The organism is Actinokineospora lacus, from assembly GCF_053813445.1.
Map to the genome: position 1 here is coordinate 176862 of NZ_JBQERA010000011.1, position 15226 is coordinate 192087.

Genomic DNA, 15226 nt, shown 5'->3' on the forward strand with positions numbered 1-15226 from the left:
CCAAACCGGGTACCTGGGGTCGTGCGACGCAGCGATCCCCACAGGCCAGGGCTGACCCGCAGGCGGTACGGCCGCGGCTGGCGGTTCCTCGACCCGACCGGCGCCGCGGTGGCCGACCGGGAGACGCTGGAGCGCGTGCGCCACCTGGCCATTCCCCCGGCCTGGCGCGACGTCTGGATCTGCCCGCACGCGGGCGGGCACATCCAGGCCGTGGGGACCGACGACGCGGGCAGGCGCCAGTACCTCTACCACGAGCGGTGGCGCCAGGAGCGCGACGAGGCCAAGCACGAGCGGGTGCGGGAGCTGGCCGTCCGGCTGCCCAGGTTCCGCGCCGCCGTCCACGACGACCTGTCCTCCCCGGGCCTGACTTGCCGCCGCGTGGTCAGCGGCGCGCTGCGCATGCTCGACCACGGTGTCTTCCGCACCGGCGGCGAGGAGTACGCCGAGGAGAACGGCAGCTTCGGCGTCGCCACCCTGCAGCGCGACCACGTGACCCTCAATCGCGGCGCGATCGTGTTCAGCTACCCGGCGAAAAGCGGTGTCCACCGCGACCTGCGGCTGACCGACGCCGAGCTGGCCAACCTCATCCGCGGCCTCAAGCGGGCCCGCACCGGCACCGACCGGCTGCTGGCCTACCGCCTGGGCCGGGGTGCCTGGCAGGACGTGCGCTCCGGGGAGATCAACGAGCGGTTCAAGGAGCTGACCGGCTCGGAGTACACGGTGAAGGACCTGCGCACCTGGCACGCGACCGTGGTGGCCGCCATCGCCTTCGCCCGCGCCGAGCCGCCGGGCACCCAGCGCGCCCACAAGCGCGTCGAGGTCGCGGTGATGGACGAGGTGGCCGAGGAGCTGGGCAACACCAGGACCATCGCGCGTAAGTCCTATGTGGACTCTCGGGTGGTCGACGCTTTCAGCGAGGGCCGCACGATCCGGCGCACCCTGGACCGCGCGGGCGCCGACCTCGCCGACGTCGTGACCCGCACCGCCATCGAGCGCGCGGTCCTGCGGCTGCTGGGAGGCTGATGTTTTCCCTGGCCGATACGGGGTACGCCGAGGGGAACAACGGAGGTGCGTTTGAGATGATGGAGACCACCCAGGAGATGAGCCTGGTCCCGGCCCCGCGGGAGGCCGTCACCGCTGAGCTGATCGGCGGCCGGGCGCTGACGTGGGCCGATCCGGCTCCGCCCGAGGACGAGGGATTCGAACCGACCATCGTGCGCGGGCGCGAGTAGCCGCGACGGTGTTCCGGCTGTGGGGTACACGGCCCGGCCGTGTGTCCCCCAGTCGAAATACCGTCCAGTGATCACCGCTGGCGCCGGGCCCGGTCCGTGGCCCGGCGGTTCGCCTTCTCCAGGGCGTCCACCAGTTCGGACTTGGTCATCGTCGAGCGCCCCGGCACGCCGAGGCGCTTGGCCAGGTCGTAGAGGTGCTTCTTGCTGGCGTTGGCGTCCACGCCGCCCGCAGTCTTCCCGGTCTTGGCGCCCGCGCCGCGGGCGGCCTGGGCGTCCGACGGACCGGCTTCGTCCTTGGCCTCCCAGTGGTCGCCCACCTTCTCGTGGGTGTGCTTGAGCGCGGAATACGCCGTGCGGTGGGCGCGCTCGCCCTCGCCGTAGCTGTCCACGGCCGAGTCGTGCGCCTTGCCCCACGTCCGCTGCGCCTTCTTGGACGAGCGGCGGACCGTGCTCGGCAGTTCCTCCCGTGCGGGCATGGCGGGCCTCCGTTGGTCGTCCTGGGACTTGTTCCCGGCCAGCGGCCCGCCGAAACCCTCAGATGGCGTCGAGGTCGCGCTCGATGGCGGCCAGTTCCTCCGGCGTGCCCTCCACCTTGGGGCCGGTGAACCAGTGCCGGGCCGAGACCAGCCACCAGATCCCGGCGAAGCCCAGCACCACCAGCACCGCGACCGGGGTGTAGTTGAACGTCTCCGCTGTCACCGGGCTGACCTGCGGCAGCATGAACAGCACCGCGATGAACCCCACCCACACCACGGCGACGATCCCGATCGGCCTGCTCCAGCGCCCGAGGCTCCACGGCCCGGGCTCGAACCGGTCGCCTTGGCGCAGCCGCAGCAGGGTTGGCAGCACGTAGGCGATGTAGAGGCCGATGACCGCGATCGAGGTCACCGCCGCGTAGGCCGTCTCGTTCCACAGGTACGGCAGGCCGAGCAGGAACGCCCCGCCCGCGGCCAGCCAGACGGCGTTGGTGGGCGTGCGGGTGCGCTTGTTGATCCGGTGCCAGAAGCCCGCCGCGGGCAGCGCCCCGTCCCGGGCGAAGGCGTAGATCATCCGCGAGTTGGCCGTCACCGACGCCATGCCGCAGAACAGCTGCGCGCCGATCGCGATGAGCAGCAGCAGCTTGCCCCCGGTGAGCCCCAGCGCGTCGATGAAGATCTGGGCGGGCGGCACGCCGGTCTCGCTGTTCAGCGCGCCGTCGTAGTCCTGGATGGCGAAGGTGATGCCCACCAGCAGGACCCAGCCCGCCACCAGCGAGACCACGATCGACATGACGATCCCGCGCGGCCCGGACCGGGCCGCGTTGCGGGTCTCCTCGGTCATGTGCGCGGAGGCGTCGTACCCCGTGAAGGTGTACTGGGCCAGCAGCAGCCCCAGCAGCCCGACGTAGAACGCCGACTCCCAGCCGGTGTTGTTGACGAACGTCCCGAACACGAAGTCCGCCGACTGGTGCTTGGCGGGCACCAGCGCGAGGACGCCCACGATGACCGCCACGCCGCCCAGGTGCCACCACACGCTGACCTGGTTGAGCCGGGCGACCAGCCGCACCCCGAACGTGTTGAGCAGCCCGTGCACCGCCAGCACGATCCCGAAGATCAGGATGGTGTTGCCGGGCGTGGCGTCGAACCCGAACTGCAGGTCGAGGAACGCGTTGATGAACGACGCCGCCCCGAAGTCGATGCCCGCGGTGACCGCGACCTGGCCGAGCAGGTTGAACCACCCGGTGAACCACGACCACGCGGGCCCGTTGCGGGGTGCCAGCTTGGCCGCCCAGTAGTACAGCCCGCCCGCTGTCGGGTAGCTGGAGCACACCTCGGCCATCGCCAGGCCGACGAGCAGCGTCATCAGCCCGACGAGCGGCCAGCCCCAGACGATCAGCGCGGGGCCGCCGGTGTTCATGCCGAACCCGTAGAGGGTCAGGCAGCCGGAGAGCACCGAGATGATCGTGAACGACACCGCGAAGTTGGAGAATCCCGACATCGACCGGGAGAGCTCCTGGGCGTACCCCAGCTCGTGCAGCCTGCGTTCGTCGTCGTCGCGCACGTCGCCCCCGTCAGCCGAGTGATCCTTTATTGATCCGCCTGCCTGGGCCCCTGTCAAGGGATGGCCGGGTGGACGCTGACCCGCGCCGAGTTTTGCGGGTGCTACCTGCGGGTATCCCCGCCGCATGCAGACCACGACCGCTCGCCAGTCGCTGTGGCTGGACTCCGTCGCGCCCACTGGCTTCCCCACGGTGGCCGAGGCCGGGGGCGCGCTGTTCGACGTCGCCGTCGTCGGCGCCGGGATCACCGGGCTCACCGCCGCCCTGCTGCTCAAGCGGGCGGGGCTGCGCGTGGCCGTGGTGGAGGCCGCGCAGGTCGGGCGCGGGGTCACCGGGAACAACACCGCCAAGGTCACCGCCCTGCAGGCCACTGTGTACTCCGACCTGGAGCGCCTGCACGGCGCCGAGGCCGCCGCCGGGTACGCCGCGGCCAGCGCCGCCGGGGTCGAGCTGGTGGCCGAGCTGGCGGCGGGGATCGACTGCGACCTGGAGCGGCGGCCCGCGCACACCGTCGCCATGAGCCCGCGGGACCGCGAGTCGGTGGAGGCCGAGCTGGCCGCCGCGGTGCGCGCCGGGCTGCCCGCCGTCAGCGACCCGGCGCCGGATCTGCCCTTCCCCACCCACGCCGCGGTGCGGCTGGACGACCAGGTCCGCCTGCACCCGCTGCGCTACGCCATCGGCCTGGCCGACGCCGTCGACGGCGACGGGTGCCGGGTCTTCGAGCACAGCCGCGTCCAGCAGGTGCGCGAGGGGTCACCGGCGACGGTGCGCACCGAGCACGGCGAGCTGCGCGCCGAGCACGTCATCATCGCCACGCACTACCCGATCCTCGACCGCGGACTGTACTTCGCCCGCTTGGAGCCGGCGCGGTCCTACTGCGTCGCGGCGACGCTGCGCGCGGGCGCGCCGCCGTCGAGCATGGCGATCGGGGCGGGCAGTCCCTCGTGGTCGGTCTCCTCGGCGGGCGAGCGCCTGATCGTCGGCGGGCAGGGCCACCACGTCGGGGAGCGCGGCGACTCCGCCACGCGGTACCAGGCGCTGGAGGACTTCACCCGCGAGCACTGGGACGTCAGGGAGATCACCCACCGCTGGTCGGCCCAGGACCCGGTGCCCTACGACCGGCTGCCGATGATCGGCACGTACCGGCCGGGCGTGCGCGGTCTGTACGTGGCCACCGGGTTCGCCAAGTGGGGGCTGTCCACCGGGTCGTTCGCCGGCGCGCTGCTCGCCGAGATGGTCACCGGCGGCGAGGCCGCCGACCTGTTCTCCCCGCACCGGCTCACCCTGCGCGGGCTGCCGACGCTGGCCCGCGTCAACAGCAAGGTCGGCTTGGACATGGTCACCGACCACCTCGCGCCCACCGGCACGACGAACCTCGACGAGCTGGCGCCCGGCGAGTCCTGCGTGCGCCGGGACGGCCTCGGCAAGACCGGCGTCTTCCGCGACGCCGAGGGCGCGCTGCACGCGGTCTCCCTGCGCTGCACCCACCTCGGCTGCCTCGTGCGCTTCAACACCGCCGAGCACAGCTGGGACTGCCCGTGCCACGGCTCCCGGTTCGACGTGGACGGTTCCGTCCTCGAAGGCCCGGCGACGAAGCCGCTGGAGAAGCGGGTTCCCTGAGCCGGGCGTTCCACCACCTGAAAGGCCACAATGGACCAGTACACCTTCCAGGACCCGCGGACGCAGTACCCGGGACCGGACGCCCAGAAGCCGCAGAAGCAGTCCGCGCCGGGCAGCACGGCCGGGATGTCGCCGGAGCCCGACCACGGCGAGAACACCTACCGCGGCAGCGACCGCCTGCTCGGGCGCAAGGCGCTGATCACCGGGGCGGATTCCGGCATCGGCCGCGCCGTCGCGATCGCCTTCGCCAGGGAGGGCGCCGACGTCGTGGTGTCGTACCTGGAGGAGGACGCCGACGCCGCCGCGACCGCCGCGCTGATCGAGCAGGCGGGCCGGACGGCGGTCCTCGTCCGCGGGGACATCCGCGAGGAGGCGCACTGCGCCGAGCTGGTCGAGCGCACCGTCAGCGAGCTGGGCGGACTCGACATCCTGGTGAACAACGCCGCGTACCAGATGTCCCGCGAGGGCGTGACCGACATCCCGACCGAGCAGCTGGACCGGGTGTTCAAGACCAACCTGTACGCGCTGTTCTGGCTGTGCAAGGCGGCGGCGCCGCACATGCCGCCGGGGTCGACGATCGTCAACAGCACCTCCATCCAGGCCCGCGACCCGTCCCCGGAGCTGATGGACTACGCCGCCACCAAGGCCGCCATCCTCAACGCCACCCAGGGCCTGTCCGGCGACCTGATCAGCAGGGGCATCCGGGTCAACGCCGTGGCGCCCGGCCCGGTGTGGACCCCGTTGATCCCCGCGACGATGCCCGAGGAGAAGGTCGCAGGCTTCGGCGAGCAGACCCCGATGGGCCGGGCGGCCCAGCCCGCCGAGCTGGCGCACGCCTACGTCTTCCTGGCATCACCGGAGTCCGGCTACATCACCGGGGAGACCCTGGCGGTGACCGGGGGCAAGTTCCTCACGTAGCCGTGGGGTGGGAGCGGTGGCTCGACGGCACGTCCAGGCGTTGCAGGGAAACACCACTTCCGATGCTCGCCGAGGAGGTGGCCGACCCGCGCGCCCAGGTTCGGACAACGCCGCCTACAGCCCGCGCAGGCCGCTGAGCACCCGTTCCATCAGCCCGAGATCCGGCGCCGCGCCGCCCGCGTCCATTTCGTGCACCACCACCAGCCCGCGTTCCGCCAGGTCGCCGACCAGCACCTTCGCCACGCCCAGCGGCAGTGACAGCAGGGCGGCGACCTCGGCGACCGAGCGCGTCGAGCGGCACAGCTCCACCACCGTGTGGTGCTCGGCGGGCAGCCGCGCAGGCAGCGGGGGCGGGATGTCCGCGGTCGACACCAGGGTCTCGACCTCCAGGCGCGCCGCCGGGTGTGTTCGCCCGGCTGTCCACGCGTAGGCGCGGACGAGGTCGGCGGACTCCTCGGCGGTCGGCTCCGGCTGTGTCGGCGGGTGTTCGGGAGCCGGGGCGCGGTCCGGTCGGGACTCCTCCCGCGTCCGGCGGCGGGCGCCGTCCAGAGTGAGCCCGTTGAGCAGGTCGGCGAAGGCGTGGTCCCCGCTGTCCGGTCCCGCTGGGCTCATCGCGCCCTCACCCGCTGTGGGCTGCCGCGGCCTGCCGGGCGCCGCGCAGCTCGGCGCGCAGTTCGGGGGTGAGCAGCTGGCCGACCTGGTCGACCAGGACGTTCATCTCGTAGGCGACCTGGCCGACATCGCAGCTCGTCTCGGCGAGGACGGTGAGGCAAGAGCCGTCCTGAATGGACAGCAGAAGCAGGATGCCGCCGTCCATCTCGATGATCGTGCGCAGCACCCGGTCACCGCCGAAGCAGCGCGACGCGCCCTCGGTGAGGCTGTTGACCCCCGCGGAGATGGCCGCGATCTGCTCGGCGCGCTCCCGCTGCAACTGGTCCGAGCTGGTGAGCAGCAGGCCGTCCACCGAGATCACCACCGCGTGCGCGACCCCGGGAACGCGGTCGGCGAAGTTGCTCACCAGCCACCCGAACTCGTTCACCTGGCGCGAGGGGGATGTGCTCATGACTGCTCATTCCGGTGGTTGGCCTCGGGCGCGCTCCGGCGTGCCCCGGACTGGTAGTTGGTCAGGAACCCGCGGACGCGCTCGGGATCGCGCCGCCGGGCCGCGGTGGGCGACGGCGCGGCGAAGGCGGACACCGACCGGGTCGGGCGCTTGGGCAGGGCCGAGCCGAACCACGCCGGGTCCTGACCGCCGGAGCCGGTGAACTTGGCCGCGGGCACTGACGCGACGGTGGGGACCGGCGGCCTCGCGGGCGCCGGTGGGGCGGCAGGCGCCACGCGCACGGCCGGTGTCCGCACGAGTTCCGCGGGCACCAGCACCGAGGCCCGCAGGCCGTGCTCCAGCCCGGTCTCCTGGACCCGCACCCGAACGCCCTGCCGCGCCGCCAGCCGGGCCACCACGAACAGGCCCAGCTGCCGCGACACCGGCAGCTCTGTGGGCGCGTCCTCGGCCAGCCGCCGGTTGACCGCGGCCAGCTCGGCCTCGGCCATGCCGACGCCCTCGTCCACGACCTCCACCAGCACCCCGCCCTCCGGGTGCGGCTGTGCCCCGACGACGACCCGCGCGCGCGGCGGGGAGAACGCCGTCGCGTTGTCCAGCAACTCGGCCACCAGGTGCACGAGATCGCCCGCGGCGTACCCGACGACCTCCACCGGCGGGGCGGGGCGCAGGACCACCCGCTGGTACTGCTCGATCTCCGAGACCGCGGCGCGCAGCACGCTCACCAGCGGCACGGGCCGGGTGAACCGGCGGGAGACCTCGGTTCCGGAGAGGACCATCAGGTTCTCGTTGTTGCGCCGCATCCGGGTCGCCAGGTGGTCGAGCTTGAACAGGTTGGCCAGCTGGTCGGGGTCCTCCTCCTTGCGCTCCAGGTCCTCCATGAGCTTGAGCTGGCGCTCGACGAGGCCCTGGCTCCGTCGGGACAGGTTCACGAAGATGTTGCGCATGTCCGAGCGCAGCTCGGCCTGCTCGGTCGCCGAGTGCACGGCCTGCCGGTGCACGGCGTCGAAGGCGCGCGCCAGCTGGCCCAGCTCGTCGGTGGTGTGCACCGGGACCGGCTCGATGTGGGTGTCCGGCGCGGCGTTCGCGCGGATGCCCGCGACGACGGCGGGCAGGCGGTGGTCGGCCACCTCGAGCGCCGCCCGGCGCAGCGCGCCCAGCGAGCGCAGCAGCTGCCTGCCGACGACCCAGCCGATGGCCCCCGCCGCGAACAGCATGCCCAGCAGCACCACCGAGGCCAGCCCGGCCCGGTCGCTGGTCTGGTCCTGCAACCGGTCGGCGGTCGTGCGCAGTTCGGTGGCGAGGTCGGAGACCACATCGGACAGCAGCGCCGCGGTGGTCTCCGAGACGCGGCTCCACTCCGCGGGCTCAATGGCGATCGCGCCGCCCGCGTTGACCGCCGACAGCGCCAAGCCGTCGCGCACGGCCACGTCGCCCGCCTCCATGCGTGCCTGGTACTCCCGGTTCTGCCGCGGGGTGGCCACGGCCTGGAAATCGCTCTCCCGGTCGCTGAGCCGCAGGCTGGACTCGGCGAGCGTCCTGATCTCCGCGCCGAGCAGCTTCCCGCGCCTGATCCCGGCCAGCACCACGGCCTGCTGCAGGGTGACCTGCTCGCGCGCGACCTCGGCGTGGTGCAGCGCGGTGGCCGTGCCCGAGAGCAGGGGGTCGCCGAACTGACTGACCAGCGCCTGGTCGAAATCGAGGAGGGCCTTCACCGCGAGGGTGTAGGCGGTGATCGCGGTGGTCGGGTCGGCCACGCGCGCCGCGGGGAGCCCGTCGAGCAGCTTGGCCGCCTCGTAGTAGCGGTTCGCCGACACCTCGCCGAAGCCGGTGGTCGCCGCGCTCGCCGCGCTCAGCCGCAGGCGCAGGGTCTCCGACGTGCGGCCCCGCGTCTGGAACACCTCCGGTTCGGGCACGCCGCGCGCGACCATCGTCCGTTCCTGCTGCACGCTGGCGGTGAGCGGGATCAGCGCGGTCCGCACCGCGACGAGGTCCCGCATCTGTGCGTAGTTGGCCGAGCGGGCAACGTAACCCTGGATCTGCAGCGCCCCCGCGCCGATGGCGACGAGCACCGGCACCACGAGCACGGCGGCCAGCTTCACCGGGAGCCGCCAGTTGCGCCAGTCGGCGACCGCTGTCCAGCTGGGACGACCGCGCTTTTGTTGATCAACTTCCAGGGCTGCCACGGTCATCCCGTCCGCGGCTCGCAGGACCGGGACGGCGCTGAGAATCCCACTATCTGGCCAACCTCCCGGATGTCGCGGCCACACCACCGGACAGGCATAGTAAGTGAAAGATCCTTCGGCGACAACGACATGAGTGCTCGAAACTTGTTTTCCGAACATTGGGATATCTCGTTCCTTGACTGGGCGACGCCGATCGTTAGGCTGATCGCTCCGCCCGGTCCGCGCCCCCGGGGTCTCGCATGGAGGGTCGATGACCAAGTCGATGCCGAAGTCGATGCCGCCCGCGCGCCCGCGGCCCGGCGCCCGCCCGGGTTTCGCCACCTTCGACGCGGACCCCGGCCCCGATTACCTCGACGCCAACGGCGAGCCCGATTTCGTTGCCCTGCAGCAGAGTCCGGACTTCCAGCGGCTGCGCAGGAGCGCCGTGCGGTTCGCGCTGCCCGCCACCGTGCTGTTCCTGCTCTGGTACATGACCTACGTGCTGTTCTCCGCCTACGCCCCGGAGTTCATGAGCAGGCCGGTGTTCGGCGCGGTCAACATCGGACTGCTGTTCGGGGTGCTCCAGTTCGTGTCCACTGTGGTCATCACGCTGCTCTACGGCCGCCACGCCCGGCGCATCCTGGACCCGCAGACCGACGCGGTGCGCGCGCTCGCGGGGCAGCGGCGGTGACCTCCACCGGGACCCCCACCGGCAACCAGGCGCTGAACCTCGGCGTCTTCGCGGTGTTCGTGCTGATCACCCTCTACGTCGTCTACCGGGCGAGCAGCCGCAACGTCTCGCAGTCGGACTACTACGCCGCGGGCAGCGGCTTCACCGGCAGGCAGAACGGCATCGCGCTGGCGGGCGACTTCCTCTCCGCCGCGTCGTTCCTGGGCATCTCCGGCGCGATCGCGGTCACCGGCTACGACGGCTTCCTGTACTCGATCGGCTGGGTCGTCGCCTGGCTGATGGGCCTCATGCTGATCGCCGAGCGGCTGCGCAACACCGGCCGCTACACCCTCGGCGACGTGCTGGCCTTCCGGATGCGCCAGCGCCCGGTCCGCGCCGCGGTCGCCAACGCCACCCTGGTGATCTCGCTGGTCTACATGATCGCCCAGATGGCCGGGGCGGGCGGCCTCATCGCGCTGCTGCTCGACGTGCACACCCCGGGCGGGCAAGCCGTCGTCATCGCCGTCGTCGGCGCGGTCATGCTGTTCTACGTGCTCGTCGGCGGGATGAAGGGCACCACCTGGGTGCAGATCATCAAGGCCGTCCTGCTGCTGCTCTGCGTCACCATGATCACGGTGTTCCTGCTCGGCAAGTTCGGCTTCAGCTTCTCGGCGATCCTGCGCGGCGCCGCCGAGCGCAGCCCGCTGGGCGAGGCCGTGCTGAGCCCGGGGGCCAAGTACGGGGCCACCGACACCACCAAGCTGGACTTCATCTCCCTGTCGCTGGCCCTCGTGCTCGGCACCGCGAGCCTGCCGCACGTGCTCATGCGCTTCTACACCGTGCCCAACGCCCGCGAGGCCCGCCGGTCGGTGACCTGGGCGATCTGGATGATGGCCACCTTCTACCTGTGCACGCTGGTGATCGGCTTCGGCGCGATGGCGCTGGTCGGTCCCGAGGCGATCGCCGCTGCGCCCGGCGGGGAGAACTCCGCCGCCCCGCTGCTGGCGTTCCGGATCGGCGGCACGGTGCTGCTCGGCATCGTCGCCGCGGTGGCCTTCGCGACGATCCTGGCGGTGGTCGCGGGCCTGACCCTGACCGCGTCGGCGTCCTTCGCCCACGACGTGTACGCCAACGTCATCAAGAACGGCGACGCCGACACCCGCTCGGAGGTCAGGGTCGCCAGGACGACCGCGGTCGTGATCGGCGTGCTGTCCATCGTCGGCGGTATCGCGGCGAACGGCCAGAACGTCGCCTTCCTGGTGGCGCTGGCCTTCGCCATCGCCGCCTCGGCGAACCTCTCGACGATCCTGTACTCGCTGTTCTGGAGGCGTTTCAACACCCAGGGCACCCTGTGTGCGATGTACGGCGGGCTGGGCTCCTGCGTCGTCCTGATCGCCTTCTCGCCCGCGGTCTCCGGCACCCCGCAGTCGATCATCGCGGGCGCCGACTTCCAGTGGTTCCCGCTGAGCAACCCCGGGCTGGTCTCGATCCCGCTGTCGTTCCTGTTCGGCTACCTCGGCACCGTGCTCAGCAAGGAGCGGGCCGACCAGGGCAAGCAGGCCGAGATGGAGGTCCGCTCGCTCACCGGCCTGGGGTCCGGCCTGCGGTGAGGCCTGCCAGGACGGCCTCGCTCTCGACGCCGTAGATGGCCTCACACGCCCGGCTCGTCACGTGGCAGAGGAAGTAGCGCTCCACAAGGGACAGGCCGATGTTGTGCAGGGTCAGGTAGAGCAGGCTGGTCAGCAGCCGGGTGGCCAGGAACTCCGGGTCGCCGCCGAGGTAGTCCTGCAGGTCGGCCGAGGCGCCCGCGATCCGGTGGAAGCGGCTGCCCGCGAAGTCGTCGCGCTCGCGCAGGTGATCGCCCGCGTACTCGGTGTGGGCGCGGATGTCACCCGCTCGGAACCGCTCGGCGATGGCGGGCTTATCCCCGGTGGCCAGCTCGTACCACGCCTGCGCCGCCGGGGCCACGACCGGGCCCTCGCCCGCGACCTGGGCGAAGACGGCGCCGACGCGCTCCTCGACGGACTCGCGCACCGCGGCGTAGCGCTCGTCCATGGCCCCGCGGGTCGCCACCGGGTCACGGCTGGTCACGAAGAACGCCTCGGCGTGGGACCGGAAGCTCAGGAAGCTCAGCGGCGGGCCGCCGGGCGCCGCCCGCCGGGACACCGCGGGCAGGTGCGCGGCCATCAGGTCCAGCGCCGCGGCCATCATCGCCGTGCGGTCCTCGGGCAGCGCCTCCAGCAGGACCGGGGTGAAGCGGGCGAGGAAACCGCGGGTGACGGGCGCCAGGCCCGCTCCGGAGAACACCGGACCCGCCAGCGGGACCTCACTCGCGGGCTCGAAGGCGGACTCGCCCGCGGCGCGCACCTGGACGAGCAGCCGCCCGCCCGCGGCCAGGTCCCGCAGGAACAGGCCCTCGGTCACGGTGCCGTCGGCGAGCGCGCCGCGCAGGAACGCCACGGCGTCGGCGAGGCGGTCGCCGGGCAGGGCGAACTCCGTCCAGGGTGCGCTCATCCCAGTTCCGGCTGCGACATCGCCATCTCGAAGGCCAGCTCGATGAGCGTCAGCCCGGCCAGCCGGGGGTCCAGCCGGATGCCGCGCTCGTCCTCGACCAGGCCGCGCTTGCGCAGGAACTCCGCGAGCGGGGCGATGTTCGGCCGTGTCAGGACCTCGTCGAGGTGGGTGCCGGTGGAGACCCGCCACTCCTCGCGCAGGATGCCGTCGAACATGGCCAGACCCGCCTGCAGGAACGACACGAGCACCCGGTCCTGGCTGGCGGGCACGTCGATGTCGAACGCCAGCGGGTCCTTGATGTACTGGTGCAGCATCCCCTTCTTGTGGGACAGGAACTTGCGGTCGACGAGGGAGATCGCGCCGGAGCCGAGGCCGACGGTGTCGGCGCGCAGCTGGAAGTACATCGCCGCGAACGGCGAGACCTTGCCGAAGTAGCCGGAGGCGTACTCGGCCAGCCCGCCGTCGTTGATCATCGCGCGGGCCTCGCTGAATAGCACCTGCTGGCGGCGCAGGTAGCCGCGCTTCTCCTCGCCGTTCATCTTCTTGCGCATGAACGTGCCCGGCGTCGGGCGGAACGAGTACAGCGACAGGTGGGTCAGCGGCAGCGACAGCGCCTGCTCGACGGTGTCGCGCAGCTCGTCGATCTCCTGGTCGGGGAAGCCGGACATGATGTCGATGGACACCTCGTCGAACCCGGCGTCACGGGCCGCGTCGACGATCCGGCCCGCCTGGTCGGCGGTGTGGCGCCTGCCCAGCTGGCGCAGCCGGGCGTCGCTGAAGGACTGCACGCCGCTGGAGACCCGGTTGAAGCCCAGGTCGCGGAAGAACGCCAGCTTCGCCCGGTCCACGGTGTCCGGGCTGCACTCGATGGTCGCCTCGGCGACCCCGCCGAGGTCGAAGGCCGACCGCAGCGACTCCATGATCTGCGTCGCCTCGTTCTCGTCGAGGCTGCTCGCCGTCCCGCCGCCCCAGTAGAGGACATAGGGGACCTGCCCGCCCAGCGCGGCGCCGCGGGCCTCGATCTCCGCGCACAGCGCCCGGATGTAGTTCTGCCGCACCGAGTCCTCGGGCTTGCGCAGCAGGTCCTTGGTCGGGATCGCCTGCACCCAGTCGCAGAACGTGCACTTGGAATGGCAGAACGGCACATGCACGTAGATCATCAGCATGTGCCGCTCGTCGGTGCTTGATGGCAGGCCCGACAGCGCCGCTTCGGCGGTGGCGGTCGCGATGGGCGGCATCGGTGGTCCTTTCGCCAAGGATCAATGACACCTGGGAAGGCGGCTTCCGCGGTCGGGGCCGGACCCCGCGGAAGCCGCCTCCTCAGGAACTACTGCTGATCAGCGGCCGCGAACGGCCTGCGAAATCAGGACGAGCAGCTGCAGGAGCACTCGCAGGTGGTGCAGGAGGCCGACATGACCTTGGCCACGACCTCGCTGTCCTCCAGCCTGCTGTCGTCCAGGAACTCCGAGATCTCCAGGGAGTCGATGTTCAGCGCGGACAGATCTGCTGCCATTGTGCGCACCTCTTCCGTCTTGTTCGCAATGACTGTGAAGCCTGGCCCCGCAACCGAAGTTATGGATCGGCGGCCAGCGGTGTCAAGGAAACCGGTTCCTTTGTCCGCATCTCCGCGCGTGCCGTAGAAGGCCGCTATAGAAGCACTGCAAAGACCGCTCAACGGGTCTGTAAGCCACCTGAAGTGGCAGTATCCCGGCGCTCGTCTGCGCAGGTCAAGCCGTTGTGGCTGGAATTCGGGGTCCTTGCCGCTGTTCGGGCAGTGCGGGTAGGACTTCGGTGGGTGCCATCGAAAGGAACTCAATGAGCGTTTATCCGGAGGCAGGAATGCGCGACTTCGTACTCCCCGACGTGGCCGCCATTCGGGCCGAGGCCGCAGCGGTGGACACCCGGGCGATTCTGGGCCTGGGGGCGGGCGAGGAGCCGGGGGTGTCGCGGGCCGCGGCCGCCCTCGCCCTCTGGGCGGACCGGTCGATCAGCACCGCCGAGCTGCAGGCGCTCGCCGAGGAGCGCTGCGCGGCCCGCACGCCGCGGCTGCACACGTTCGTGCCGCTCTACACGACCAACCACTGCGACTCCGAGTGCAAGATGTGCTCGATGCGCAAGGGGAACGACCGCATGGAGCGCAAGTTCTCCGGCCGCGACGAGATCATCGAGCAGATGGAGATCCTGTACCACCACGAGGGGGTGCGCGGGATCGGCTTCCTCACCGGCGAGTACGAGGACAAGTACACCCGCCTCAGCACCGCCTTCCGCATCGGCTGGGCCATGCGGACCGCGCTGGACATGGGCTTCGAGCGCATCTACTTCAACATCGGCAGCATGGAGCCCGACGAGATCGACGTGCTCGCCGAGTGGGTCCGCCACGACGAGCCGGTCACCATGTGCGTCTTCCAGGAGACCTACGACCGCGAGTCCTACCGCCGGTTCATGGGCGAGACCGCCGTCGGCGTGCCCAAGGCCGACTACGACCGCAGGGTGGTGTCCTTCGACCGCTGGCTCGACGCCGGGTTCCGCTACGTCAACCCGGGCGTCCTGGTCGGGCTGCACGTCGACGTGGAGGCCGAGCTGGTCGCGCTGGTCGCCCACGGCGACCACCTGCGCAAGCGCGGCGCGGTCGTGGACCTGTCGGTGCCGAGGATGCGCCCGGCGATGAGCTCGCGGGACAGCACGCGGATCAACGACGAGGACTACCTGCGGATGATGGCGGTGGTCGCGTTCGTCTGCCCCGAGCAGCGGCTGGTGCTCACCACCCGCGAGCCGCAGGAGTTCCAGGACCGCGCGCTGGGCCTGGCCGGGGTGATCAGCCCCGGCAGCCCGGACGTCGCGCCGTACCGCGCGGACTCCCAGGCGCGCAACGAGGAGAACACCTCCCAGTTCTTGGTCGCCGACCTGCGCAGGCCCCGGCACATCCTGAGCCGCATCCAGGCGGGCGGCACCGAGGTGGCCCACTTCGCCGACCCGGCGGTGGGGGCCGCGGTCATCCCGATCGGCTGA

Annotated in this window: 15 protein-coding genes; 7 read left to right on the forward strand and 8 right to left on the reverse strand. The window is 71.5% G+C overall.

What is annotated here, in order from left to right:
• Positions 1-21 precede the first annotated feature (21 nt).
• Positions 22-1023, forward strand: coding sequence for a DNA topoisomerase IB (locus tag ACTG9Q_RS25545; RefSeq protein WP_455575429.1), 1002 nt, complete (start codon positions 22-24; stop codon positions 1021-1023).
• A gap of 56 nt (positions 1024-1079) precedes the next feature.
• Positions 1080-1232, forward strand: a complete 153-nt coding sequence (locus ACTG9Q_RS25550; protein ID WP_455575430.1) for a hypothetical protein — start codon at positions 1080-1082, stop codon at positions 1230-1232.
• A 71-nt stretch (positions 1233-1303) separates the two neighbouring features.
• Here ACTG9Q_RS25550 and ACTG9Q_RS25555 read toward each other — a convergent pair whose 3' ends face one another.
• Together ACTG9Q_RS25555 and ACTG9Q_RS25560 are read right to left on the reverse strand one after the other, a co-directional pair.
• Entirely contained in the window at positions 1304-1708 is a 405-nt protein-coding gene (locus tag ACTG9Q_RS25555; protein WP_455575431.1) for a ChaB family protein, read from the reverse strand.
• Positions 1709-1766: 58 nt separating this feature from the next.
• Positions 1767-3209, reverse strand: a complete 1443-nt coding sequence (locus tag ACTG9Q_RS25560) for an amino acid permease (protein WP_455575534.1) — start codon at positions 3207-3209, stop codon at positions 1767-1769.
• A gap of 187 nt (positions 3210-3396) precedes the next feature.
• Here ACTG9Q_RS25560 and ACTG9Q_RS25565 point away from each other — a divergent pair, with 187 nt between their 5' ends.
• Together ACTG9Q_RS25565 and ACTG9Q_RS25570 are read left to right on the forward strand one after the other, a co-directional pair.
• On the forward strand, positions 3397-4890 hold the full coding sequence (locus ACTG9Q_RS25565) for an FAD-dependent oxidoreductase (protein ID WP_455575432.1): 1494 nt from the start codon (positions 3397-3399) through the stop codon (positions 4888-4890).
• 30 nt (positions 4891-4920) lie between these two features.
• On the forward strand, positions 4921-5808 hold the full coding sequence (locus ACTG9Q_RS25570; RefSeq protein WP_455575433.1) for a glucose 1-dehydrogenase: 888 nt from the start codon (positions 4921-4923) through the stop codon (positions 5806-5808).
• Positions 5809-5922: 114 nt separating this feature from the next.
• Here the strand turns inward: ACTG9Q_RS25570 and ACTG9Q_RS25575 are convergent, their stop codons facing one another.
• The 3 genes from ACTG9Q_RS25575 to ACTG9Q_RS25585 are packed head-to-tail and all read right to left on the reverse strand — an operon-like array spanning position 5923 to position 9060.
• The gene (locus tag ACTG9Q_RS25575; RefSeq protein WP_455575434.1) at positions 5923-6420 is read right to left on the reverse strand and encodes a DUF742 domain-containing protein; all 498 of its coding nucleotides are present in this window, start codon (positions 6418-6420) and stop codon (positions 5923-5925) included.
• A 7-nt stretch (positions 6421-6427) separates the two neighbouring features.
• Entirely contained in the window at positions 6428-6871 is a 444-nt protein-coding gene (locus tag ACTG9Q_RS25580) for a roadblock/LC7 domain-containing protein (protein WP_455575435.1), read from the reverse strand.
• Positions 6868-9060, reverse strand: coding sequence for a nitrate- and nitrite sensing domain-containing protein (locus tag ACTG9Q_RS25585; protein ID WP_455575436.1), 2193 nt, complete (start codon positions 9058-9060; stop codon positions 6868-6870). Before ACTG9Q_RS25585 ends, ACTG9Q_RS25580 begins: the two co-directional genes overlap by 4 nt.
• A 244-nt stretch (positions 9061-9304) precedes the next feature.
• On the opposite strand from ACTG9Q_RS25585, the gene ACTG9Q_RS25590 reads away from it, so the two are divergent.
• Both ACTG9Q_RS25590 and ACTG9Q_RS25595 read left to right on the forward strand, forming a co-directional pair.
• A complete protein-coding gene (locus ACTG9Q_RS25590) occupies positions 9305-9724 on the forward strand; it encodes a DUF485 domain-containing protein (RefSeq protein WP_455575437.1) in 420 nt (139 codons plus the stop codon).
• A complete protein-coding gene (locus tag ACTG9Q_RS25595) occupies positions 9721-11313 on the forward strand; it encodes a solute symporter family protein (protein WP_455575438.1) in 1593 nt (530 codons plus the stop codon). The genes ACTG9Q_RS25590 and ACTG9Q_RS25595 overlap by 4 nt, the downstream gene beginning before the upstream one ends.
• Here ACTG9Q_RS25595 and ACTG9Q_RS25600 read toward each other — a convergent pair.
• From ACTG9Q_RS25600 to ACTG9Q_RS25610, 3 genes are all read right to left on the reverse strand, one after another.
• Positions 11285-12217, reverse strand: coding sequence for a hypothetical protein (locus ACTG9Q_RS25600; protein WP_455575439.1), 933 nt, complete (start codon positions 12215-12217; stop codon positions 11285-11287). The genes ACTG9Q_RS25595 and ACTG9Q_RS25600 overlap by 29 nt on opposite strands.
• Positions 12214-13455 carry a coproporphyrinogen-III oxidase family protein gene (locus tag ACTG9Q_RS25605; RefSeq protein WP_455575440.1) on the reverse strand — a complete coding sequence of 414 codons (1242 nt, stop codon included), beginning with the start codon at positions 13453-13455 and terminating at the stop codon, positions 12214-12216. Before ACTG9Q_RS25605 ends, ACTG9Q_RS25600 begins: the two co-directional genes overlap by 4 nt.
• Positions 13456-13580: 125 nt before the next feature.
• A complete protein-coding gene (locus ACTG9Q_RS25610) occupies positions 13581-13730 on the reverse strand; it encodes a thiocillin/thiostrepton family thiazolyl peptide (protein ID WP_189212688.1) in 150 nt (49 codons plus the stop codon).
• 302 nt (positions 13731-14032) lie between these two features.
• Between ACTG9Q_RS25610 and nocL the strand changes: the two genes are divergently transcribed.
• Entirely contained in the window at positions 14033-15226 is a 1194-nt protein-coding gene (gene nocL / locus ACTG9Q_RS25615) for a 3-methyl-2-indolic acid synthase (RefSeq protein WP_455575441.1), read from the forward strand.